Below are 23,897 nucleotides of genomic sequence, written 5' to 3' on the forward strand. Positions count from 1 at the left end.
TCATTTGTTATTTCGGCGAACTCATTTGTTATTTCGGCGAACTCATTTGTTATTTTGGCAATCGCATTTGTTATTTTGGCGTGTCCATAATGCACCCTACGAAACTACTAGAAGAGTTGAAACCTATGCCGGTCATACTTGTGTGTACACCCTAGCTTCTAAAAGGAGAGAGGAATGGAATCTTACTCCCCTTCCCTTGCAGGGAAGGGGCTGGGGGTTAGGTCTGTATGAGACTCAACCCAGAAGCATTATATTCCCTATTCCCCACGAAACACCAATCAAGACCTTAATATAACGAACAACAAACAGACCAATAATAAACCTAATAGCAACAGCAAAGCCTGATTGCGTTTTACCCAACTTTTCACAGTTACTGCAAAACTGTTAGTGGAACGCTGCTGTTGCAAATCTAACTTTGTCTCTTCAATATTTTGGTAAAGGGTACACTCTTTAGCATAGGGACGTTGGGGAAAATTGCAAGTATCATCAGCGTCATAGGTGCAGGTGTCGCACAGATACCCGTCCCCAGTGGCGCGGTGCAATGGAATACCGGGATGACCGTAAGCTTTGAGTGTTGTCCGGCAATAGGGACAACTAATAGCTTGATTATCAACAAGTTGATGGCAGTGGGGACAAGATACAGTAGCCAAAACCTTTAGTGCAAATAGGTTGAGTAAACACTTTGATTCTAGCCATTTATAAGGGTAATGGGGAAATACATACGTAGCCTGTTAATTTTGAATATGGCTAACTCTCAGAAGTGGTTATTTTAACAGTAAAAGTACTAATTTTATGATGATTTTTTATATTTTTCTAAGTGATTTCTATCACTCCAAATAATTAAGGCTATGCCATAATCGAGCAAATATGAGCTTTTGTCCCACGTCCAATAATTATTTAGAGGTAGAAAAATATTGCCTTTTAATCCTGAGCTGTGCCGTAACGAAAGCGAAGTTGAAAGCAAACTCATAGTGCAATATTTGCTACCGCAGCTAGGTTATACTCCTGACACCTGGCATCAAGAAGTTGTCCTTGGTAGCATCCGCTTAGACTTCTTAGCATTTGCCGCACAAGTGATTCCCTTTGTTTTAGATGCAAACTCACCGCTGAGTGTTGTCATGGAAGCAAAGCATCCCAAACAAAACTTAAATAATCACGTCCTCCGACTCAGGCATTATTTAACCAGTTTGAATGTAATGTATGGATTGCTGACTAATGGCAAAGAGATTAGAATTTATCAAAAATTGCAGACTAATATTCAGTTAATATTTCAATGCTCTGGGAAAGAAGTTGAAACTAAGTTAGAGAATATTAAAGGTTTAATTGGTAGAGATAGCTTGAAAGAAAGACAGTTAGTAGATAAACCAGAAGTTCAAATAACTGAAAATAATTCAAATTTTGAAACAAAGAGGCAACATTCAATGAAAACGATTGCGGTTTACCATAATAAAGGCGGCGTCGGTAAGACTACTGTTGCAGTCAATCTTGCAGCAGCATTGAGTAAAAAAGGTAAAAGGGTACTTTTGATTGATATAGATTCGCAGGCAAATACTACTTTTGCTACAGGATTAATCAAATTTCAATTTGATGAAGATGATGATTTACGAGATTCTAATATCTATCATTTATTAGAATCAGGTGATTTTTACTTAATACCCGATGTTACCCGAAAATCACATTATTTTAACAATCCTGAATTAGATGTTATTCCTGCTCATATTAATTTAATAGAAGGACAGTATAAACTTAATCAAATTGATGCTAGTAAAACTAGGTTAGTTACAAAATTAAAAAAAGTAGAGCAAGAATATGATATTGTTATTATTGATACACCTCCATCCAGAGATTTATATGCGAAAGTTGCACTTGTCGCTGCTGATTACCTAATAATTCCTTCAGATTTAAAACCATTTGCAAACCAAGGATTGTTAAGTGTCAAAAACTTTATTATAGAAGTTAATGAATTTAGAGAAATGATCGGAAAACCACACATTATATTAATGGGTATCCTGGCTTCCAAAATCTCTACTAATTCTAAATTTTTACAATATACTTTTCCTAAACAAAGGAGCGTGATTTCAGAACGTTACAATCTGCCTTTGATGGAAGCAGTAATTTATGATAGAACCGTGCTATCCGAATGCATGAATCAGACTATAACAGTTGGAGATTTAGAATATCCTGATCCAAAATCTGTTGTTAAATATGCAGAAGAAGTAAAATCAGATGCTCAAAAATCTGCTATGGAATTCGAGATTTTAGCAGATGAAGTGTTAATAGGAATAGGGTTAAATAAATGATGAATTTCTCTTTAGTAGATGTAAAAAGTATTACTTCTAATGAACCTCGCTCAAATTTTTCAGAGGCTGATTTGGAAAACCTTGCAGACATAATTATACAAACCGGAGGAATTATCAGACCATTAGTTGTAAAAGTGACAGGAGTGGAGAACTATACAGTAGTTGATGGACATTTTGAATATTATGCTGCTGTCAGGGCACGAGAAAAAAATCCTCGGCAAGCTGAAATGGTTAATGCTTTTGTCATTGCCCCAAAATTAGAGGATTTAGTAGTAAAGCAAGTTGCATCTCTCAAAGGAATTGATTCTTCTAGTAAAATAGTAACACCACAGCCTGAAACAACAAAGTTAGAACCACGTCTGGTAAATCTAGAATTACGTTTTGAGAAACAATTTAATGAGTTAAAGTCAGAATTCATACAAGAAAGACAGAGAATAGAGAATCAGTTCAAGCAGCTTGAAAAGCTTATTCCCCAAAAGAGTGAACAGAGTAATCCACTCAGTTTATTGAACTCTTTGGATAAAGATGAGTTATCTATAAAGTTACAACGCGCTAGAATTCCTGGTGCAGAAAAACTTGCAAAAGGCATATTTGATGCTCGACGAAAGAAACCAAAGCAAGAGTTTGAAGATTATCGTGATGTAATGAAATCTGTCCAAAGATTAGGTGTGCAAACAATTTTGACTATTATTGATGAGTGGTCAAGAAGTTAGTAGTTATTAAAATAAGTTCTTCACGATGAAAAAACTCTGCATAGCTTTCTCTGTGCCTCTGCGTGAGTCACGGATCTTATTTATTTAAAATTTAAGTACATCTGAGCTAATCGTAGGTTGGGTTGAACTAAGTGAAACCAAACAATTAACGCTTAATGTTGGGTTTCGTTCCTCAACCCACGTAGTTTAAAGTTTTTAGGGTTAACTCAAACGTATTGGGATAAGTTATTCACAGTGTAAAAACCCTGCGTAATTTTCTCTGCACCTCTACGTGAAATATTTCAATAACTATTTTCTAACCCCGCACCTGTCGCAGTGCATTAAACGCCTTACCTCGCAACCCAAGTGGTAACAACGATAATCCTAAACCAGTCCAAGCTTTAGGAGTTGAAAAAGATTGTCCCGCCAAAACTAGCTCTCTGCCTTTTTGCGTTTCACCTTTTTCAATTAAACGCAAACCTAATAATAATTGCGTTTCAGTTAGACGATTTTTCCTGATTGTCTCTATTTTTTCAGACTCAAACTTATAATTTTCTAAGTACCGCATTTTATCAAATAAATAAGGAATGGCTCGATTGATACCTTGCTGCTCTGCATGAGAGCGATATTCCATCAATAATTCTGGTAAGTAATAGCCATTTCTCCCAGCCAAAGCCAGACGCACAAATAAATCATTATCCTCACAATTTTGCAGATTTGGCTGCATATATCCTAATTCTTGCAAAGTTTTACGGCGAAATAATGTTGCCCCAATTTGAAAGCTTTGGTGAATAAATACAACTTCCAACAAATTATCTACAACACCCGCTGGTAAATTCTTCCTACCCCAGCGCTGAGAATTTTCTTGAGTTTTTACCTCATCCCGAATATTGTTAATATCAATTATCCAATGGTCTGTACCAACAAAATCAATGCTAGAGTCTTGAGTGAGAATCGCTGCGGTACTTCCAAGAAAATCAGGTGTTAGCCGATCATCATCATCAAATTTAATAAAATATTCACCACTAGCAGCATCAAAGCCAGAGCGCATATTATTACTTTTACCAATATTTTGCAGATGACGGATATATTTAATCCGGTGGTCTGTGTACTGTGACATCAACTCAGGTGTGCGATCGCTAGAACCGTCATCACAAACAATTAGCTCAAAGTCTTGCTCAGACTGATTGAGTACACTGTCAATGGCATAAGGGAGGAGATGAATACGATTAAAAGTAGGAATACAAACAGTAATTTTAGGCATATTATATACTAATAATTGAAAAATCTAAAAAATATAAAGTTTATAACAATTGCTAATTTAATATATCGCTAATAAAGCTATATTTAGCGGAGAGTTCTTTGAATTTTATTGATAGTTTTGTTGAAAAGTTTATTACTTTTTGCAATTATACTAAGTGGTCTTAGCTGTTTTGGTCTTTGTTCTGGCTGTTTGAGAAAGCGATAGTGTAAAAACTCCTTTGCATAAGAGATATTAATATCTTGTCCTTGACATAAATAAGCAAAATCACCAGAAGAATAGCTCATATAATGGATGCGGTGAATTGGTTTTAAGCCATCTTGATTGTAAAGAACATTATTAATATTGACGAAGGGATCTGCATTGGCACAGTTGCCTGTTCTATCTTCGGTATTGGGGCTAAGTGTAAAGTTAAAAAGTGGGCGATCGCAGCGCAAAGTCATATAACTAAACAAAAAAGAATCATCCCACCATCCATATCCATTAATCCATTCAACTTCCCTATCGGTAATTAATCGCTCTTTGATTATTTCAATTTCTTTAACAGTAAATAACCCTCGTTTAGATCCAAAAAAGCTAGAACAATGCATATTAGAACGTATATCTGCTTCTGTATACAGTCCAGTTTGTTCTATAACTGAAATATTTAATGCTGCAACAGGTCTATCCTTAACGTGTTCCCAATCATCAAAAACAAAATCGAATGTTTCTAGCTTGTCAATTACATTATTTAGTGGCTTCATTGCCAAGCTATCACCGTCATAAAATACAAATTTATCAAAAATACCCTCAAAAGCAACAAATCTTCTTTGTAAATGACTTTTGTACCAACTAGAGCGTGATAATTTTGTCTCTTTTTCCCTGGGGTGAGCCGCCCAAACCTGGTGAAGAAATTCTTCCCAGCGTTGAATTAGGTCCCAATTATCAAACAGGATTACATTCTTTCGAGAATTAACTTCTTGTCTAACTAAATCTAGTCGCTCATCATAGGGAATAATACAAATCGGAATATCTGCGCTAACATTTGCCTCAATACTGTTTAGCAAAGCTACTAATTGGTCAAATACCACGTCATTAGCAAGGGTGTAAATACCGAAATTATCCATTTTGAGAAATCCTTTTTATTTTAAAGTTACTGAGTAACGCAAATAATATTATCGTTACTTTCTAAGTTATTATTCCCAAATAATTAATAATATACACATCTTTAGATTTTATGCTGAGGTCAAGGAAGAAGTGATTTTAGTTAGTTTGGATGATACTAAACATTACCCGTTGTTTGTCTGCATTGGCAAAACCCGTGTTGTGGTATCGCTTCTGTCAAAAATGCCCTGTGCGCTTGGGCATTTGATTAAAGTACATGGTAGTGTCCCAGTAATGAGAATGTCTTAGATGCTGTCTAGAATGCGATAATATATGGGGTTGCCTAAAGCAGTGGTGGTTGTCTCTCAACAAATTAGCAATAATGCACAGAGCAAAAATTTATTTCTGAACTTGCATCAGCCCCAGTTATTCACTGATAAATAAACAATATTTTTAATTTAAATATAAAAGGAGCAGGAATGTCTGATATTGAAGACAAAAAAATAATTGCTCGCCGATGGATCGAACTCATTAGTGAGCATCGAATTGAAGATATCTGCGAGATGACCGCCCCAACTTGGAAGATGCACGGTGGTTTACCTGGGCTTCCCCCAGGACCAGATGGGGTACGTAAACTCTTTGGTTCATTTGGGGCTATCGAGCAGAAATGGACAATTGAAGACGTAATTGCTGAAGGTGATAAAGTTGTGGTGCGTGCAACCAACACCTGCGCTCAGGAAAGTTTCTTTGGAATACCTAGTCATGGTCGAGAGCAAACGTTCACGGCTATGTTCATTCATTGGATTGTTGATGGCAAGATAATTGAAACCTGGCGAAACGCTGATGATCTCGGACGAGTTCTTCAGCTTGGAGCGCGGATTGAGCCAGGAACGTCTGGGCAATAACTTTACCTGGTTCCCAGAGAAGGCTATCCCATAATCTTTGATTTGGCGGCGAGACGGCAGTCGCTTCAAGTTGGCAGCCAGTCACCAGATAAGAGAAATCTGTCTTCTCCTAAGGGAGACGCACTCGCATTCAGTGTTGGCACCCCAACGCACTGCCTCATGAATTGAAGGCTAAAAACGACTCTAGAGCTTGCTTCTTAGAGTTGTCTATGATAGTTTGCTAACAAGTACAAAATACAGTAACTCTATCAAGTTACCGTATTTTATTGAATATTATCGTTTATCTACCCGAAGGAGTCTGGAGTTATGAGTATCTAGGTACTCTACTAAACATATGACAAGCAGGAAAGAGATTCCCAGCGATTGAGAAGTCGATGCCTGGGATAAACCTAAATTTTTCAATTCATCCAGAGGATTTGTGATCAACGAAACGCCTGCTGCGATCGCTGTGAACAAAATCGCCAACGCTAGGGATGAAATACATAAATAGTCTGGGATGGAAGCGGCTAATTTAGCACTATAAATGCTCAACAGGCGTTGTCTCTTGTAAAACTGTATTGCACATCTAGTATTAAGCACAAAAGTACGGTAAACCCAAGTATTTGCAGAGGGTAATCATATGCAGATTGGACTGTTCCACCAAATGTGGGCTACTTCTAATATTGAAGACCGGGAATTTTTTGCTCAGACGATCGCCGATGTGCAATTGGCTGAAACACTGGGTTTTGAATCCTGCTCTTTTGGAGAACATCATTTTATCAGAGAGCGGCCCTTTTATGGTCGATTACCAGTTCCGGAACTGTTCATCGCTAGCCTAGCCGGGGAAACAACCCGAATTAAACTTGGCACAGCAATTAAAATTCTCACCTTAGAAAGTCCACTACGTTTTGCAGAATCTGTATCTTTATTGGATTTACTAACTAATGGTAGGGTGATGTTTGGGCTAGGTCACGGAAGTCCTGCTGATATGGAACATACTGGCTTCAGCCAAGAGGAAAAACATCAAATCTTCCGTCAGCAACTTCTGGAAGTACTAGACTACTTTTCACCCCAGCGACAAGGCTCCCAAATTACACCACTACCCCGCCAAGGGTTAGGAAAATTGTTCTGGTTAGGGGTACGCGATCGCGAAACCATAGTCTTAGCTGCTAAACTTGGTCTTAATCTACTAGTCGGACAAGGGGAAGGAGCAGCTGCTCAAAACATCTATAGCGATATCTATCGACAAGCAGGTGGTACTGGAGCATTGCGAGGGTTTAGGCTGGTGTACGTTGCCCAAACTGATGCTGAAGCTCAAAAGACAGTTGCCTCATCTGCCGAAATATTCTTCAGCGTCAGAGAAAAGTTACCAGCATACATAGAAGCACAACGTCAAGGACGCATCCCCGTAGGGCCGCCGAAAGACTTAGCAGATATGTTGAAGCGCATCAATTATATCGTCGGTTCCCCCGCAACTGTTGCCGCACAACTTAACGAGTATGTTGCAGCCACTCAGATAGACCGCTTGGGGATCAAGATTCATCTGCCAGGACTGGCGAATGAGCATGTAAGGCAAACAATGAAGCTATTTGCTCAAGAGGTTGCCCCTAAGGTGCAGTTATCAAAACAACCACAGGCAGCCTAAGCAATTCAAAATTCAAAATAAATCTATAGCAGGCATCCTGGCTATTGACTGCCAATTTTAGATTTTAGATTTTAGATTAAAGAACAAAGAATTATTTGGTTCATGCCCCGTACTCATAGTGGGCGGAATAAATCCAAAATCCAAAATTCTCCATGCCCAGCAAAAGAGTGGGCGGAATAAATCCAAAATCCAAAATCCAAAATCCAAAATTGATTGACTCGATACTTCATAAAGCTTGGGCAGCTGATCTTTAGTTTCCTGAACTTGGTAGTCAGGATAGCACCCTACAATGAATATACGTATGCAAACTATTCACAACCGTAAAGTCAAAGGTGGAGGCTAAACGTTGGCACAATTGCAAACACAACCTCTGGCTTTGTCAGGCTCTCAAAAAAATTGGGTCTTACTCGGTGTCGGACTTGGGATATTTATGTCTACCCTAGATCTCGGCATCATCAATGTTGCTTTGCCCACATTGGTGCAAGCCTTTGATACCAGTTTCCCAACGACCCAATGGGCTGTATTGAGTTACCAGTTGGTCAGTTCCAGTTTAGTTTTGGGGGCAACGCGCCTGGGGGATATGTGGGGCAAAAAGTCCTTATATCAGGGGGGACTTGTTGTGTTCACTTTCAGTTCGCTATTATGTGGTTTTGCACCTGGTATTGAGTGGTTGATCGGCTTTCGGGCCCTTCAAGGACTAGGGGCTGTGTTCATTTCTGGGCTTGGTTTGGCAATCATCACAGAAGTTTTTCCCTCTTCCGAACGAGGTCGGGCTGTTGGCATCATCGGTAGTGTAGTGTCACTGGGAATTGCTTTTGGCCCTTCTGCTGGCGGATTGCTTCTAAGCTTGTCAGGCTGGCATAGTATATTCTTCATCAATGTACCGCTGGGGATCATAGCTAGTTTCTTAATAGCTAGGGTAGTGCCTCCTTCTGTACGCATTCAGGGCAAACAGAAATTTGACTTTTTTGGAGCCATATTGGCTTTATTGACTCTGGGTAGTTTTGGGCTGGGTATGACGCTAGGGCAAAGCCAGGGCTTTAGCAGTAGCAATGCATTGATATTATTAGCGATCGCCGCCGTGAGTTTTATGACTTTTTTGGTAGTTGAAGCGATCGTAGAGCAGCCACTACTAGAGCTACACCTGTTTCGCAATCTTCAGTTGAGTATGGGTTTGCTAAGTGGCTGGCTAGCATTCACTGTTATTGGCGGTTCACTGCTGATCGTCCCTTTCTTTCTAGAGGACGTCAAGCATTATCCGACGGTAAAAGTGGGGCTTCTATTAGCCGTGTCGCCTGTACTTAGTGGGTTAATTGCCCCATTAGCGGGAACACTTTCAGACCGCTTTGGCGGTCGAGTGATCAGCTCCATTGGGCTGGGGTTGATGATTGGTGGCTGTCTGGGGATCAGCACCTTTGATGCTCAAATTACTGAGTTAGGCTATGTGTCGCGCTATTTTATTTACGGCATTGGATTGGGTTTATTCCAATCACCCAACAACAGCACTGTCATGGGAGCAGTACCGAGGGAGCGGCTAGGGATTGCTTCTGGGCTGCTGTCTTTGTCACGTACCTTAGGGAACACAGTAGGAGTTTCTCTAATCGGGGCAGTATTTGGAGCGCTAATCGCTGGCATGTCTGCGGGTGCAGATGTCTCTGTTGCCCCTCCTGAGGCGATCGTTGCGGGTTTCCAAGGAACTTTTCGCTTCGCAGCCCTAATACTTTGTGGAGCAGCAGTTGCATCCGTTTTGAGGAGCAGTAAGAGGCAGGGGGCAGGGGGAACAGGGGAGCAAGAATTTTAGATTTTAGATTTTGGTATTAAAGAATTGAAGTTTAATCCAAAAGACGCTCTCTAGGAGACGCTCTTGCTAGCTTGCTTCTTCGTAGGAGTACGCGGACTCGCTCTAAGCGAACGCAAGAGCGTCTCTAAGAGTTGCCATGCCGCAGGCTTTACGCTGCGCTATCATCAATTCCATTATCCAAAATTGAATTGCCCGATCTCCAATGTCCAAGATTCAATTATCAATTACTAAGGAGTTAAATAAATGACAGGTAAATTAGAGGGTAAAGTAGCAATTATTACTGGAGCTTCAGCGGGAATTGGAGAAGCAACTGCGATCGCCTTAGCTTCAGTTGGAGCAACAGTAGTACTCGCTGCTAGGCGTGGCGATCGCATTCAGGCATTAGCAGAACGCATCGAAGCTAGTGGTGGCAAGGCATTACCCATTGTCACCGATGTGACTGATGAAACCCAGGTAAATAACTTGGTGGCAAAGGCAAATGCAGAATTGGGAAGGGTCGATATCCTCGTCAACAATGCAGGGATTGCATTACTCGGCACCATTGAAGCTGGAAATAGCTCAGACTGGCGGCGATCGTTCGACCTCAATGTACTAGGACTGCTATATGCTACTCATGCTGTTTTGCCTCTGTTGAAGGCGCAAAAATCCGGGCATATAGTCAATATTTCCTCAGTGGCTGGCCGGACAGCGCGGGCGGGCGTCGGTGTTTATAATGCTACCAAATGGGGTGTGAATGCCCTCTCTGAAGCATTGCGCCAAGAAGTCCACAAGGACAATATCCGCGTCACCATTATCGAACCAGGTTTGGTGGATACGGAAATTGACAACCAAATTACCGATCCCATTGCCAAACAACGCATCGAAGAACGACGCAAGGCAATTACACCTCTGCAAAGCGAAGACATTGCAGCTGCGATCGTTTACGCCGTCACCCAGCCATCGCGCGTTAATGTCAACGAAATCCTCATCCGACCAACGGAACAAGAACATTAAAGCTAAAGGGCAGGCTTAACGGGCGTGCCCTTTTTTAGATAGGTAGTGTAACGAAAAACATAGCTAGAGGGTAAAACAATACGCTTGGGTTAACGGGACTTAAACAAAAATTAAGCCCAAACTAGCTTTATAAGCAGCAAATACGTTACGATTATCAGTCAACCAATCAAAAAATCGATCTTGTCATAGCCGTTCTAAAGGCATCTATTGCTTCTGTAAAAGTGTTCAAAGGTTTCGAGGTCCATCTTCGTCTCAAGCCCCCAGTCATCTGATGCCAAAGAATAAAAGTATAGGCACAGAAAACTAAGAGGACTTACGCAAGAACTCTCTGAAACTCTTATTCCTTTGTATCCTTCTCTACAAGACGCTGCGCGTAGCTTGCAACTCCTGCGGAGTATGCGTCCTTCTCTACGAGACGCTGCGCGTAGCTTGCAACTCCTGCGGAGTATGCGGTTCGTTTTATCATGATTTTGCGTAAGTCCTGACTAAGATAAAATGTCGAAGCAGACTTTTTATCGCACACCCAGCAAAAAGTCCTTGCACTCTTTAGTTAAATGCTTGTTTGTTGTATCTAAAACCATTACACTACCTACAAAGATTCTAGCTGTCGCGTCGCACTTTGTTGTAGCTTCGCTATCCTTAACCCATCTAGAGTTTTACGAATATGGTTTCAGCCCCCTCAACACCCCAATCGGCAAAGCATCAATGGTTTAGCAACGACATCGCCATCCTTTGCTACTTTGGTCTGTTCAAACTCTTGCTCCATTTCTGCACCAATCAGCAATACGGCTACTTTGGAGACGAACTCTACTACATGGCTGCTGGCGAACACCTCGACTGGGGCTTTGCCCAAGGCCCTCCCCTCACCCCCGCGATCGCCAATCTCAGTCGGTGGATGCTGGGAGACTCCCTCTTTGCCATTCGTCTCTTTCCTGCCATCGCCGGAGCTTGCACTGTTATCCTCACTGGACTGATCGCCCGTGATCTGGGTGGAGGCCGCTTCGCCCAAGTCATCGCCGCGATCGCCGTTATCCTGGCACCGGGATACCTGTTTCTCCAGACCATCCTGACAATGAATGCCTTTGAGCCATTGCTTTGGGCATTATGCGGCTATCTCACCATCCACATCCTCAAAACCGAACGCATCTCTCTTTGGTCTATCGCAGGCGTGGTGGCTGGCATTGGGTTGATGAACAAATTCTCCATATTTTTCTTCATCCTCAGCCTAGTGCTTGGGATCTTGATCACGCCTGCCCGCAGACTCTTGTTCAATCGCTGGATCATTATCGGTAGCATCCTGGCGATCAGCATTTGCACCCCCACTATACTGTGGCAAATCAACCACCACTGGCCCTTCCTCGAACACCAGCGTGAATCCAGTCTCTACGAGAAAAAAGGACTGCTCCAATCCGCGATCGACTTAATTCTACAACAAATCATCCTGACCAACCCCGGTGCAGTTCTCCTTTGGGGATGCGGCCTCTACTACTACCTGTTCACCCGTTTTGGAAAACCCTATCGCGCCCTGGGCTGGTCCTATATCATCATTCTGGGCTGGTTCCTCTTATTTGAAGGTCGATTCTACTATTTACTGCCGATCTATCCCATGTTCCTCGCTGCCGGAGCCGTCTTCCTAGAACGAAGATTGTAGCACTACCCAGCCTGGAAATACACCACCCTAATTGCCCTGATTGCCAGTGGACTGGTGCTGTTACCAATCGCACTGCCCATCCTCCCGATCAAACCCTTGATTCGCTACTCCAATACCATCTACCGACCTCCCACCCTCTCTAAATTTGCTCAGGATAACTCTGCCCAAGCCCCTTGGCATTTTCGGTTAATGCTGGGTTGGGAAGACACAGTTGCCCAAGTAGCCCAGGCTTATCAGAAACTTTTACCACGAGATCGGACTGAATGCGCCATATTGGCTTGGAGCTACGACAACGCAGGCGCAATCGACTTTTTCGGGCCAGCCTACCACTTGCCAAAAGCCATCAGTGGCCATACAGGCTACTACTTTTGGGGACCACGGGACTATTCTGGCAACGTCGTCCTGAGTCTTGGTGGCAATCTCACCTTCCTCCGTCAAACCTTTAACAGCGTTGAAACCGTCGTGATCGTGACTCATGAGAAAATTGTTGGACTCAGAAGCACATTACCGATTTATCTCTGCAAAGGCATCAAGCGACCCTTGTCAGAAAGCTGGCCAGCCTTTAAATACTACTTTAAGCAACCCACTACGAACCTGATCACAATTGATCAGCCATAAACCCAATCCCGGTAGCTATGTGTAAGGAACTGCAAACATAATAAGAGAACAAGAAGAATATTCTGAAGGTAGATGTAGCGAACTGCAAACATAAATCGTCCCCTGGTTTTGGTTTTTGGCTTTAACTGAACTGTATTGGAGGGTAAAATCTTTAACCTAATTCCAAATAAGTGATGAATTTTCAAAATTATGGACGCTGTATTATTTGATATCGATGGTACTTTGCTGGATAGCGAACCGCTAAGTGATATTTTTCTAATAAAGCTTTGTAGTGAAATTGGCTTCGAGTTAACAGAAAACATCCTAGACAAATTTAGGGGTTCTGATGGTCAGACATTCTGGACATATCTCAGCCGAGAATTTAATTTATCTCATAATAAGCAGAATTTATCAAGGGCAGATTTAATTGTGAATGCTTACTCAGATGTTAATTTCCACAGCTTACAGCAATTATTCGACTGAGAAAGTTAGCTCCTACTTGAATTTTGCTAAGTATACTAAGAAAGAAACTTTTCTGTGGAAAGCTTTCAGTCACTTTTGCTTTTCACGCAATTAAATAAGAGTTCTATATTCTGATTCCTAGCTTTTTGAAGCAATAATTCTTACCTGCGTTGACGGACTCTCAAAATAGCACCTGAAACACCGAAAGCTAATATAGCCACGGGATAATTTGGTTCAGGAACTGCAATAATGCTCACCTTGTTGATGGCGAAAGCCCTATTTGACTCAGAAGTGCTGAAAACGAGTCGCGAGATGTTCACCTAGAGCTAAACCGCCTTCGGATACTGCTGAAAAGGAGTTAGGCAAAAAAGCCGAAGGATCAGGAACAAAGGGATTGAAGACTTTACCCAAACTTAACCAATCAATTCCGTCATTGCTTCCAAAAGTAGCACGACTAGTTACTAATGTACTGCTTTAACTGGTAATGGGAGAACTGCTATTAGAGTTGTAATTGCTAGTTTGGTGGCAATTGCTGGTAAATATTTGATTGAGAACTTTAATAATTTATTTGTCGCAAATGCCACAAAGCTTACTCCTTATATCGTGGATTGGCATCATCAAGATACTGCTGTTTATAGTTAGGCTTACTCTTAATCCTACGAAAAAGGGAATTATATGATAATTAATTTATCTTAAAGTTATAGTGAAATTACTGAAAATTTACATTAGAGTTGTCGGGAAATAAAAGATGAGTGAGGCAATGGTGATCTTGCGACACCAGATTTTCTTAAGCAGCCATCAAGTAGAAGTTCCATAATCCTGCTGCGGTCAGCATCAAGTGATCATCAAAGTTTTCAATCCGATTACGATAAATAACACTGGCAGCGTTGTATCGCTCTAATAGGGAGTAGGGAGTAGGGAGTAGGGAGTAGGGAAGAAAGAAGGGGAGCAACGCGATTTTGTGAGGTGCTGCAACCTGGGACGTATATAGCTTGTTTCGGGATGCGATCGCAACTAAAAAACCAAGTTTTGTTGAGAATATAGAGGTATAATTGAGAACTAAACCCCGATCTCACTTTTTCGCGTTGCTCCCTCTTCTTTCTTCCCTACTCCCTACTCCCTACTCCCTACTCCCTATTAGAACCCCTACTCCCTTCTTGTTGACGCTGCTTGGTCTGTTGAGTATCAAGGTACATTGTGTTAAAAGTGGGCAGTAGGGTATCAAATGCTTTCCGGTTTAACCCAGTTAATGCCCGCAACAGTCTGTCTTGTTTCAGCGCACCCTCAATATTCAGCATGATCCTTCCCTACGACTGCTGTCTATTCTCTCTTATTTCCCGACAAGTCTAATAAATCATAATAGCTTTGCTTTGAGGAGAAAGTAACGCCGTATTGGTAGCTGATCTCGTACTCTAGCTCCTTCAAAGTCCATCTATCTTTTGTTAACAGCCACTCTATTATAAATAAGCGCTGCTCTGGGCTTAATAGCCCAACACTTCCTCGATGAGCGAGTTTTAAACCTTCTACCCCATTTTGAAAAAATGCTTTTTTCCACTTACTTATAAAACCACTGGACACTCCCAAGACCGACATTATCTGCTCATGCTTGTATCCACACAACAACATCTTAACTGCTATCGCTCGTTGAACTTCACGCTTATCTTGGCTATTTTCGATAAACTCATCTAGCGATCGCATCCACATTACTGCACCCTTCTACGTATTTTCTCACAAATGATTCCGGATTGCTATAGAAGGATTGCGACTTTATTACCAAGAGAATGCAACTTTAGATAATATTGCTAAACTTTGGGGGATAGAATGGAGTAAAGCACGGCGTATTTTTCAACTAGAAAATTTTTTGGATATTGTCCTGTGTCGAATTTTAGAGGTTTTAGAAAATAGGCTTATAAAATTACTTAATAACCCTTAGTTAACAGAAAAAATAATGGATTTGATAATATACAAGATATTGCTAATTTAATTAGAGAATATTCTTTAGATAAAGTTTTTAAAGAAGCTAAAACTGAATTAATTGCTAATAAAAAATAAAAAAAAGCAGCTTGTTTGCTGAAAAAATTCGTCTATATCTTACTGATTGATATGATGATGCCACTTAAATAATAAAACTGCTATAAAAGATGTAAGTACGACGAGGTGAAAAAACCAAACTATGTAAAGATAAATAAATACGTAGAATTTTTTTATAAAGGTAACAGAGATATGGGCAGCCGTTTAAGGGTATTTCTGACTATAGAGCAAGATAGGACTCTTTTTAACCTGAGAACACCACATGTACCCCAGAAGGTAAAAGACAGAGCAGAGGTAATTAGATTGAGCGCACATGGTGCTTCAGCTTTGTTTACCTAGCGGAACATCTCGCTTCTTATAGATTCGCTGTTGTCGTTCCAGAACATTCTGGGAGTGATTCAAATCAGCTAGCAATATTCCTAGCAGGAAAAGCGAAAGATATCATTCCGCCACAAGAATTTGTTGATCGCCCAATAGATGTGAGCAAGTTGCTGAACAAGTTGGAGCAGTTATCTCACATCGATCCTAACCTTCAGGGGCGATTAGACTTGCAAAACGTAGGGATTGTTGGGCAGTCATTTGGAGGAAACACGGCTCTAATCCTTGCAGGTGCAACGCTTCAAATGCAAAATCTCAAAGCACGGTGTCAAACGTTTCAAGATTCGCTGAATCCGTCGCTGTTGCTGAAATGCGAGGCAGCACAACTCCCTCAACTGCCCTCCCATTTGTCCGATCCTCGAATTAAAGCCGCGATCGCAATCAACTCTTTTAATAGTGCAATCTTTGGGCGAGCTGGGCTGAGTCAGATTAGAGTGCCAACGATGATTGTTGCGAGCAGTGCAGATATGCTCGCGCCCGCTTTACCCGAACAAATTCAACCTTTTACTTGGCTTACAACACCTAAAAAATATCTAGTCATGATGACGGGTGCAACTCATTTTTCTGCGCTCGCTTCCTCTCCAAATGAGGCGGTTCCGGTTCTTCCATTCCTTGTTGGGACTAATCCTGCACTTATACATCAGTATATTAAAGCACTCAATGTCGCTTTTTTTAAGACGTATCTGATGAATCAACAACACTATCACTCCTATCTCAGTGCGGGTTATGCAAAAGCAATCAGTCAATTGCCCGTCCAGCTAGCAATGGTAAAAAAACTTAGTACAAGCGACCTATCGCAAAAATTAGAAGACAGGCTGTGCTTATCTTTGAGAGCATTTTGCTTTTGCCTGTATTTACTCTTGTTTTGGCGAAGGTATTGGTCAAATTACTCAAAAGTGTATAGCCTCAAAAAAACTAGAACCGCAAAGTTTGCTAAAGAAGGTCAGATATTCAGGTAAACTAGGAAACGCATAGAACATGTGGTGTATGAATGGCAAGAAAAAGCCCTCAACCAAAAGCGACATCTTCACTCAGTACTAGAATGCGTGCAAAAGAATTGTCCCAGTTGCGGCAAACCGATGTGGAATGAGTACAACAATCTGCGACGTGTGAGAACTTTTAAAGAAGTGGTAGAACTGCTCTTAAAAATCCGCCGTTGTCAGAATATATCTTGTGAGCGTTACAGAATTAAATATTGACCAGAACAAGAGGGTTCGTGTCTAATTATTTTTTAACCCCCAAAGCTATGCCTCCGGCAAGCCGCAGAACGTCTACGCCTAAAATCTTAGCAATAAGCAAGGGTTAATGACATTGCTTTTGAATCTATTGAGAATCTACTTTACTTATTGGCATCAAGCGACACGCACCGAAGTGTATAGGTTGCAAAAACCTATCTTATATATAAATGTAGCCTCCAGAAGCCGAATCACAAAATAAGAAGGCATTGCAGGAGCTGTTCATGTCACGTTTTATCATTTGCAGACTCAAATCGAGAGACTGATGATTTTGATTTCAATTATCTAAATTCACCTTTATTCATTTGCAGTCACGAAAGAAAATAATGAGTATAGATGGTAAGAATGTAAGAGGTGCATACGACTGAAATCAAGGCAAATCTGCACTTCATATCATTAGTGCAAGGTCTACGTGAACAACATCTGGTGTTAGCACAAATAAAAGTAGAAAATAAATCCAACGAGATTACGACTATTCCTGCATTATTAGAATTACTATAGCAATCCTAAATCATTTGTGAAAACGAAAATCTATGAAAAGCCTATAAATACATACGTACTTTTAATCTCCGTAGTTTCTCACGTTTCAATTCGGATTGCTATAGATATCACAGGAGCTATAGAACTCATATTTGATTTTTGAAAAAACTCAGTACACCTCAAAGAGCCTTCTTTTCTCTTCCCTATTCCCTCCCTACGCAAGTAATTTCAGAAATCAAACCAGATTCATATATCATTTCCAGTGATGCAATGGGGATATAAAGCGAAATTGCCAAAAAGATTATCGACAAAAAAGCCGATTTTGTCCTGCCAATTAAAGCCAATCATTCCGCTCTCTATTCTCAAGTGAGTAAATGGTTTGAAACAGCCTTACGATAATTTTTACTAAAAGTAAAAGGGATGTTCAAATGTTTAATAACTTTGCTAATCTTATCTTGACTGTTACTACTGTTAGTGTAGTAACTTTTGGTTTTTCTGTTACGCCAGCTTTGGCTAAAAACGTTAAGGTTATAAGGAATTGTGCGGCTTTTAGTCCTGATACTGGAATTCAAACAAGAACGACGCCAAAATTTGGTATGCATAATCTTGTCGGATATTACAGGTCTAAAACTGGTATACCAATGACTGTGTTAATAGTTTGGGATCAAGATGTACAGAGAAGGGGTTATATAGCTATTCCTATCGGATGTTTACAATCAAATAAACAAGAAGTTATTGAATATCCTTAATCTATCACCAAACCCCCCCTCTAGAACATCGATTCAGTATTCAGAATCATAACCAAAAACTAGGTTTTCTGGTGCTGCAACAAGGAATGTTTGGTTGTGGAAGACGTTAAACAAAATCAGTAAACTGAAGATTTCTGCGATCACTTAAAAATAGTAGTGTCTGATACCGTTTTTTGAGGAATAAAAAAAAGCTGCTCATCTGCGAGAAATGATAAGATGAGCTTATTGATTAGCTCCAAAAATCAACCCAAATCACCCAGATGGTAAACAAACTTCTTCCTTCGGGACTTGAGTAGCAGGCGAACCGAAAACCGAGATAAGCTTGAAAGCCTTATTAAATAAGGATTTTATCCAGAACTAAGGTCATTGACGCTCTGCTTATCATCGAGTCACTACTGAATGAGAAAATAAGGGTTTCAGCTTTTAAATATGCTTGTATTACTTATGTAATATCTCTGAACCCGGTTTTCTGGGCGAATGCTACTTATACCCCAGTTGAGTCAAGGGGGAGTGCAGTATCAGAATGCTGTCAATGAATTTATTTTAAAAGTACGGAATTTGTTTTGATTTTTTTGTAGTTAGATAGTTTGCATATGAATAAATAATCTAAAAACCCTCTATCAAAAGATAGATTTGAAAAAAATCCTCTCTTTTGAGAAACTTTAATCATTTTTCATGCAAAAATATTTTTGTATTTACATGAAAATCAACAGTAATCCACCTTTCACAAACTTTGCATTTTTTATGGAAGTTTTATTGCCGTCTCTATTAGTTGCTCAAGTGACATACTGGCTTAATAGACAATTGGTGAAATTAATAATCAGAAAATTTGAACTTGATTTCAGGAGACAGATTTATGTTCAAGCAAAACTTTAATATGCACATTTTTTGGTGGATTTTGGTTTCTAGCGTCAATATTTTACTTTTAGTTATTTTTTACGAAACAATATATTTAAATGACATTTCAACAGCAATTTTTAGTGTCAGCAATATACTAATAGCTGTTTTAGTTCGTAATGAACTGATTTTGCATTTATTGTATCGTTTGGCAGTATGGACTTCGGTAAAAATTGTTTATGGCAAATACTATCTTAATAGTGGCGTTCATTACATCGGTGGGGTTCACGCCTCATGTGCTACTTGGGGTTTTCTCTGGCTAATTGTTGATGTATTTCAGCAGTTGGGAAACCCAAGCGATCCTCTATCAATGGCTACATCCAGCGATCCTATATCAATCGTTACATCCAGTATATTGTTAACACTTTTATTTATTATTATCCTCACCGCTATTCCCCCATTCCGCCATAAGTTCCATGATCCGTTTGAAATCAGCCATCGCTATCTGGGATGGACTTGTTTGAGTATTCTCGTCTTACATCATCGAAGAATATTGCCGAAAAAGATCCTCAAGGAGACTTCATTTACCACTGGATACCGTCACTACGAGGCTATAGTTTACCAGAGATTGAACAGGAGAAATACATTGAAACTAGTAACTCTCCTAAAGTGATTCTAGATTGGTCAAAAACGCGTAAAGTTAATGGCAAAGTTGTCTCTGACTTACGAAAGCAAACCAAACAGCGATTATTAAGCGAAGGTGGAGATGAATATGATAGTGCGTAAGCGTAGCCCGTCGTAGACATCGCAGCATCAGAAACAGTTGAGAAATATTGCCAGCATAAAAACGCATAAAAACAAAGAGTATAAAGAATATCAGCAAAGGCTTACCGAGGCGCAAGAGTAAAGCAGTATCTCTATTTTAAACTAGTCTCTTTTATTACCTCAGATTTGTTGTTCACAGTTACAGGCTCCTTGAGGGTTTTAGGGCTAAAGTTTTCGTCAAATCGGCAAGGAGAACGCGATCACAGAGGTTAAACATTTCTACTTCGGTAGAGGTCTTTCGCATCAGCCGCAGGAAATCACCTTCAGCGTCAACGCTTAGGGCAATGTAGTTGAGGAACATTTTTAGGTAGCCGATGCGCGCCCGCTCTGGCATAGATGCTGCTGCGGGGGTTTGCCATAAACGATCAATATAGTTGCGTACCTCTACTAAAGGAACAGGCGTGATCGTCTCGAAGCGCAAAGCCTGGCGAATTTGATTGAAAAGCCAAGGATTCCCAATCGCCCAGCGTCCCACCATCACACCCGCCGCACCCGTTTGAGAAAGCACTTCAACAGCAGTAAAAGCCACGAGTGTCTGCATCAAGAGCCAACCAGAGCCACAGCTTGTTCCCTTTGTTATCCATGAATGACCATAATTCATCGCATTGGATCGTTAGTCTCCCCTTTTTTTGGCTACCACCTGTACGCTTCGAGGCATCAGAGCATATTTCTCATTGACATAGGTTTGCAGCCATTGTTCAGAAACCTAGGCTGCACAAGAGATTTCAGCTAGAGAAATGCGTTTCAGGAGCAATCGGTCAATCAGTTCCCGTGTGGCTTGGTCGATCACTTTTTTGGTCGATTGTTCGACGAACTATCGTCGGCAGTCATGGCATTTGAACCGTTGTTTACCGTTATGGATGCGGCCATTCTTGACCGTTTGGGAAGATACACAAATGGGGCAGGTAGGCATGGGAAGGAGAACACCAACAAACTCTACTTCTGTATCATTACATCTTGAACACTACCGATATTATTTATCAATAAAGTGGTGTTATTATATGAACTTAAATCTGCTTTGTCAAAGTCACTTGCGACATTGTTACGGAAAAGGGGATTAGGGACTGGGGACTGGAGACTTGGAACTAGTAGTTTGTGGCGTCAGTTTGCCTACTCCTACTTTTACCAAGGGGCTTAAACCCCTCCTTGTCTGGTTGATTAACCCTCTTTTGTCACTCTGGGGAAAGAAAAATCGAGGCTAAATGATGAAACCTAGATTTAGTGAGAAGATTAGCGATCGCAAACTAATAGAAACCTCTAAACAAAGCTCTATAGGTAAAATCTTATCTGGGCAAGGGTTACAGATTATTATCTGCCGAAAGTGACAAAAGAGAGTTAAGATGGTAGCTAGATATTACGGCGTGCTCTACTAGTTACTAGAGCATAGTAACAAAGGGGACAAAGGAGAATTATTGAAAAAGTCACTCCCTTGTCTGTTCCTAATGACGCCAGTCGCCTCAAGTCGGGAAACCCGTCCACGGCGCTGGCTCCCCAATGCCCAATAGCAGTTTAAGTCACTAGGCGTTATATCTGGACATAGTGGTGTTAATGAGGATTGATATTTTACTCAAGGTTTACAAAAGAAAATCAATACGTCGTGTTTTACCCTTAATACTCAGTTTGATACTGGTTTTGTTTGTAGGAAGCCGCACTATAGCTGTGCCAACAAAATCCACAGAGATATTATGGGATACCTATGGTGTGCCGCACATTTACGGAAAAGATGACCAAAGTGCATTTTATGCCTTTGGTTGGGCACAAATGCAAAGTCATGGAGATTTGCTTTTGCGTCTCTATGGTCAAGCACGGGGACGCGCAGCCGAATATTGGGGAGAGAAATACCTAGATTCAGATCGTTGGGTACAGACTACGGGAGTACCAGAACGCGCTCGTTCTTGGTACAAAGCACAGAGTCCAACTTTTCGTGGTTATCTCGATGCTTTTGCTACTGGGATCAATGCTTATGCAAAACAAAATCCTAACTTGATTGACGATCAAATTGAGGCGGTGCTACCAGTCAAGGCAGAAGATGTTATGGCTCACTTACATCGGGTACTCAATTTCACCTTTGTGGTCAATCCAGAGGAAGTATTAGACCTAAGCAAACAAAAATTGCCAACAGGATCTAATGGTTGGGCGATCGCACCAACTCATTCTGCCAATGGGAAGGCGATGTTGCTAGCAAACCCACACCTACCTTGGTCAGATTTATTTTTGTGGTATGAAGCCCAAATCACTGCACCAGGGATTGATGCCTATGGGGCAACACTTGTAGGTATTCCCGTATTAGCGATCGCATTTAACAACAACTTAGGTTGGACTCACACCGTTAACACCTATGATGGTTGGGATGTTTATGAACTCACACTAGCAGGTAATGGGTATCGCTTTGATGACAAGGTTCATACCTTCGAGACAAAAACTCTTTCCTTAAAGGTGAAACAGAAAGATGGCTCCTTGCAAGAGCAACCATTAGTAGTGAAAAGTTCTGTCCACGGACCTATAGTAGCCGAGAAAAATGGTAAAACCCTGGCGCTGAGAGTTGCAGGTCTTGACCGACCAGGTGTACTCCAGCAGTGGTGGGATATGGCACGAGCAAAAAACCTTACCCAGTTTCAAACAGTACTCAAGCGCTTGCAACTGCCAATGTTTACGGTGATGTATGCAGATAGAGAAGGGCATATCATGCACCTATTCAACGGTCAAGTTCCAGTGCGCTCTAGGGGTGATTTTAAATATTGGCAAGGCATAATCCCAGGAAATACATCTAAAACCTTGTGGGCAAAAATTCATCCTTACCAAGATTTACCGCGTATAGTTGACCCTAAGAGTGGCTGGTTGCAAAATACAAATGACCCACCTTGGACAACTACATTTCCAGCCGCCATTAAAGCAGATAATTACCCGCCTTACATGGCTCCTCGTTTCATGGATTTCCGCTCACAACGTTCTGTAAAGATGTTAGCTGAGGATGACAAAATCTCTTTTGATGAAATGGTTGCAGACAAGTACTCTACCCGCATGGAACTGGCTGATCGAATTTTGGATGATTTAATTCCGGCTGCACGCAAGTATGGTAAGGACTTAGGGCAGCAAGCAGCTAATGTCTTGGAAGCCTGGGATCGGCAAGCCAATACAGATAGTCGCGGGGCCGTATTATTTGCCTTTTGGGTACAACAGATGGATTTAGATAAGGCGTTTAGTAAACCCTGGAATGAAAATTCTCCACGCACTACACCCGATGGTTTAGCTAATTCTGAAAGTGCAGTTGTAACTCTGCAAGCAGTCGCAGCACAAGTAGAAAAGACTTATGGGGCGCTTGATGTACCGTGGGGTAAGGTTTTTAGGCTACGGTTGGGTGATGTAGATTTAGCTGCCAATGGTGGGGATGGCAAGCTAGGAATTTTTCGTGTACTCAATTTTTCTCCCGCAGCAGAGCAAACGTTCCAAGCCGTTGGAGGTGATTCCTATGTGGCTGCAATTGAATTTTCCAACCCTGTACGGGCAATGGCAATAATTAGCTACGGCAATGCAACTCAACCGGGATCGCCCCACATTAGCGACCAGTTACAGATGTCCGCCAAGAAAAAGTTGCGTTCTGTGTGGCGCGATCGCTCAGATATTTTTGCCCATCTAGAAGAACGTAAAATATTCTGAGGTCAATAGTCTCCTACTAACCCAAGTTGCGGGTTATCAAATACAAATAAACTATTGAATGCAATTGCAAACTCCAAAGTAGTGATTGCGCTGGGCGCAATCACTGCTTTGACTAAGAGGAAAAGTACAGTATTTGAAAAAGTTAAGTATTAAATCAAACTTATTTTATAAAGTATTCTTAAAGTGTAAATGCTTCTAGCTTCTTTCATATAGTTGCAAACTCTACTGTGATTGCCGTTAAAGAATAATGCTGCAACTAATGCTGTTGTAATAATTTCTGCATCAGTCATATGACGACGACAATATTCATCATGTCCAATCGCCTTTAACAAGTCA

The 23,897-nt window shown here is 41.0% G+C and carries 20 protein-coding genes and 5 pseudogenes; 16 read left to right on the top strand and 9 right to left on the bottom strand.

The window, feature by feature from the left end; genetic code table 11:
* A partial coding sequence (locus Q0541_RS25435) for a hypothetical protein (protein ID WP_298917377.1) occupies positions 1–295 on the top strand: 295 nt, incomplete at its 5' end.
* Here Q0541_RS25435 and Q0541_RS25440 read toward each other — a convergent pair.
* The gene (locus Q0541_RS25440; RefSeq protein WP_273764473.1) at positions 279–650 is read right to left on the bottom strand and encodes a zinc ribbon domain-containing protein; all 372 of its coding nucleotides are present in this window, start codon (positions 648–650) and stop codon (positions 279–281) included. The genes Q0541_RS25435 and Q0541_RS25440 overlap by 17 nt on opposite strands.
* A 264-nt stretch (positions 651–914) precedes the next feature.
* Here Q0541_RS25440 and Q0541_RS25445 point away from each other — a divergent pair, with 264 nt between their 5' ends.
* Both Q0541_RS25445 and Q0541_RS25450 read left to right on the top strand, forming a co-directional pair.
* A complete protein-coding gene (locus Q0541_RS25445; protein ID WP_298917385.1) occupies positions 915–2,300 on the top strand; it encodes an AAA family ATPase in 1,386 nt (461 codons plus the stop codon).
* Entirely contained in the window at positions 2,297–3,013 is a 717-nt protein-coding gene (locus Q0541_RS25450) for a chromosome partitioning protein ParB (RefSeq protein ID WP_298917388.1), read from the top strand. Before Q0541_RS25445 ends, Q0541_RS25450 begins: the two co-directional genes overlap by 4 nt.
* Positions 3,014–3,308: 295 nt before the next feature.
* Here the strand turns inward: Q0541_RS25450 and Q0541_RS25455 are convergent, their stop codons facing one another.
* Both Q0541_RS25455 and Q0541_RS25460 read right to left on the bottom strand, forming a co-directional pair.
* Positions 3,309–4,256, bottom strand: coding sequence for a glycosyltransferase family 2 protein (locus Q0541_RS25455; RefSeq protein ID WP_298917391.1), 948 nt, complete (start codon positions 4,254–4,256; stop codon positions 3,309–3,311).
* Between the two features lie 83 nt (positions 4,257–4,339).
* Positions 4,340–5,359, bottom strand: a complete 1,020-nt coding sequence (locus Q0541_RS25460) for an Npun_R2821/Npun_R2822 family protein (protein ID WP_298917394.1) — start codon at positions 5,357–5,359, stop codon at positions 4,340–4,342.
* A 456-nt stretch (positions 5,360–5,815) separates the two neighbouring features.
* Here Q0541_RS25460 and Q0541_RS25465 point away from each other — a divergent pair, with 456 nt between their 5' ends.
* Positions 5,816–6,241 (top strand): nuclear transport factor 2 family protein, encoded by a 426-nt coding sequence (locus tag Q0541_RS25465; protein ID WP_298917397.1) that lies wholly within the window; start codon positions 5,816–5,818, stop codon positions 6,239–6,241.
* 273 nt (positions 6,242–6,514) lie between these two features.
* On the opposite strand, the gene Q0541_RS25470 is transcribed toward Q0541_RS25465, so the two are convergent.
* The gene (locus Q0541_RS25470) at positions 6,515–6,772 is read right to left on the bottom strand and encodes a hypothetical protein (RefSeq protein WP_298917400.1); all 258 of its coding nucleotides are present in this window, start codon (positions 6,770–6,772) and stop codon (positions 6,515–6,517) included.
* An 88-nt stretch (positions 6,773–6,860) separates the two neighbouring features.
* On the opposite strand from Q0541_RS25470, the gene Q0541_RS25475 reads away from it, so the two are divergent.
* The 3 genes from Q0541_RS25475 to Q0541_RS25485 all read left to right on the top strand — a co-directional run bounded on the left by Q0541_RS25475 (position 6,861) and on the right by Q0541_RS25485 (position 10,659).
* Positions 6,861–7,865, top strand: a complete 1,005-nt coding sequence (locus Q0541_RS25475) for an LLM class flavin-dependent oxidoreductase (protein WP_298917403.1) — start codon at positions 6,861–6,863, stop codon at positions 7,863–7,865.
* A 376-nt stretch (positions 7,866–8,241) separates the two neighbouring features.
* The gene (locus tag Q0541_RS25480; RefSeq protein ID WP_298917491.1) at positions 8,242–9,666 is read left to right on the top strand and encodes a DHA2 family efflux MFS transporter permease subunit; all 1,425 of its coding nucleotides are present in this window, start codon (positions 8,242–8,244) and stop codon (positions 9,664–9,666) included.
* A 243-nt stretch (positions 9,667–9,909) separates the two neighbouring features.
* Positions 9,910–10,659, top strand: a complete 750-nt coding sequence (locus Q0541_RS25485; protein WP_298917406.1) for an SDR family NAD(P)-dependent oxidoreductase — start codon at positions 9,910–9,912, stop codon at positions 10,657–10,659.
* Between the two features lie 99 nt (positions 10,660–10,758).
* On the opposite strand, the pseudogene Q0541_RS25490 reads toward Q0541_RS25485, so the two are convergent.
* Positions 10,759–10,969 (bottom strand): annotated as a pseudogene (locus tag Q0541_RS25490) (IS701 family transposase); the annotation flags it as partial.
* 354 nt (positions 10,970–11,323) lie between these two features.
* On the opposite strand from Q0541_RS25490, the gene Q0541_RS25495 reads away from it, so the two are divergent.
* The 3 genes from Q0541_RS25495 (at position 11,324) to Q0541_RS25505 (ending at position 13,390) form a co-directional block, all read left to right on the top strand.
* Positions 11,324–12,310 (top strand): glycosyltransferase family 39 protein, encoded by a 987-nt coding sequence (locus Q0541_RS25495; protein WP_298917410.1) that lies wholly within the window; start codon positions 11,324–11,326, stop codon positions 12,308–12,310.
* 54 nt (positions 12,311–12,364) lie between these two features.
* Entirely contained in the window at positions 12,365–12,928 is a 564-nt protein-coding gene (locus tag Q0541_RS25500; protein WP_298917413.1) for a hypothetical protein, read from the top strand.
* A 189-nt stretch (positions 12,929–13,117) separates the two neighbouring features.
* Positions 13,118–13,390, top strand: coding sequence for an HAD hydrolase-like protein (locus Q0541_RS25505; RefSeq protein WP_298917415.1), 273 nt, complete (start codon positions 13,118–13,120; stop codon positions 13,388–13,390).
* 1,106 nt (positions 13,391–14,496) lie between these two features.
* Here Q0541_RS25505 and Q0541_RS25510 read toward each other — a convergent pair.
* Positions 14,497–14,667 (bottom strand): hypothetical protein, encoded by a 171-nt coding sequence (locus Q0541_RS25510; protein WP_298917418.1) that lies wholly within the window; start codon positions 14,665–14,667, stop codon positions 14,497–14,499.
* Between the two features lie 46 nt (positions 14,668–14,713).
* Positions 14,714–15,067, bottom strand: a pseudogene (locus Q0541_RS25515) (helix-turn-helix domain-containing protein); the annotation flags it as partial.
* A 525-nt stretch (positions 15,068–15,592) separates the two neighbouring features.
* Here Q0541_RS25515 and Q0541_RS25520 point away from each other — a divergent pair.
* The 5 genes and pseudogenes from Q0541_RS25520 to Q0541_RS34600 form a co-directional block, all read left to right on the top strand.
* Positions 15,593–15,709 (top strand): annotated as a pseudogene (locus tag Q0541_RS25520) (IS630 family transposase); the annotation flags it as partial.
* Positions 15,710–15,888: 179 nt separating this feature from the next.
* On the top strand, positions 15,889–16,737 hold the full coding sequence (locus Q0541_RS25525) for a hypothetical protein (protein WP_298917421.1): 849 nt from the start codon (positions 15,889–15,891) through the stop codon (positions 16,735–16,737).
* Between the two features lie 590 nt (positions 16,738–17,327).
* A pseudogene (locus tag Q0541_RS25530) lies at positions 17,328–17,511 on the top strand (ISAs1 family transposase); the annotation flags it as partial.
* 410 nt (positions 17,512–17,921) lie between these two features.
* Entirely contained in the window at positions 17,922–18,242 is a 321-nt protein-coding gene (locus tag Q0541_RS25535) for a hypothetical protein (protein ID WP_298917426.1), read from the top strand.
* Between the two features lie 856 nt (positions 18,243–19,098).
* On the top strand, positions 19,099–19,752 hold the full coding sequence (locus tag Q0541_RS34600) for a hypothetical protein (protein ID WP_366941929.1): 654 nt from the start codon (positions 19,099–19,101) through the stop codon (positions 19,750–19,752).
* A gap of 291 nt (positions 19,753–20,043) precedes the next feature.
* On the opposite strand, the pseudogene Q0541_RS25545 reads toward Q0541_RS34600, so the two are convergent.
* Both Q0541_RS25545 and Q0541_RS34605 read right to left on the bottom strand, forming a co-directional pair.
* Positions 20,044–20,424, bottom strand: a pseudogene (locus Q0541_RS25545) (tRNA-dihydrouridine synthase); the annotation flags it as partial.
* 294 nt (positions 20,425–20,718) lie between these two features.
* Complete coding sequence (locus Q0541_RS34605) at positions 20,719–20,817, bottom strand: IS1 family transposase (RefSeq protein WP_366941930.1); 99 nt, start codon at positions 20,815–20,817, stop codon at positions 20,719–20,721.
* Between the two features lie 635 nt (positions 20,818–21,452).
* On the opposite strand from Q0541_RS34605, the gene Q0541_RS25550 reads away from it, so the two are divergent.
* Positions 21,453–23,561 carry an acylase gene (locus Q0541_RS25550; protein ID WP_298917433.1) on the top strand — a complete coding sequence of 703 codons (2,109 nt, stop codon included), beginning with the start codon at positions 21,453–21,455 and terminating at the stop codon, positions 23,559–23,561.
* The last annotated feature ends 336 nt before the right edge of the window (positions 23,562–23,897 follow it).

It is taken from the genome of uncultured Nostoc sp. (genome assembly GCF_937863485.1).
Taxonomy (GTDB): domain Bacteria; phylum Cyanobacteriota; class Cyanobacteriia; order Cyanobacteriales; family Nostocaceae; genus Nostoc.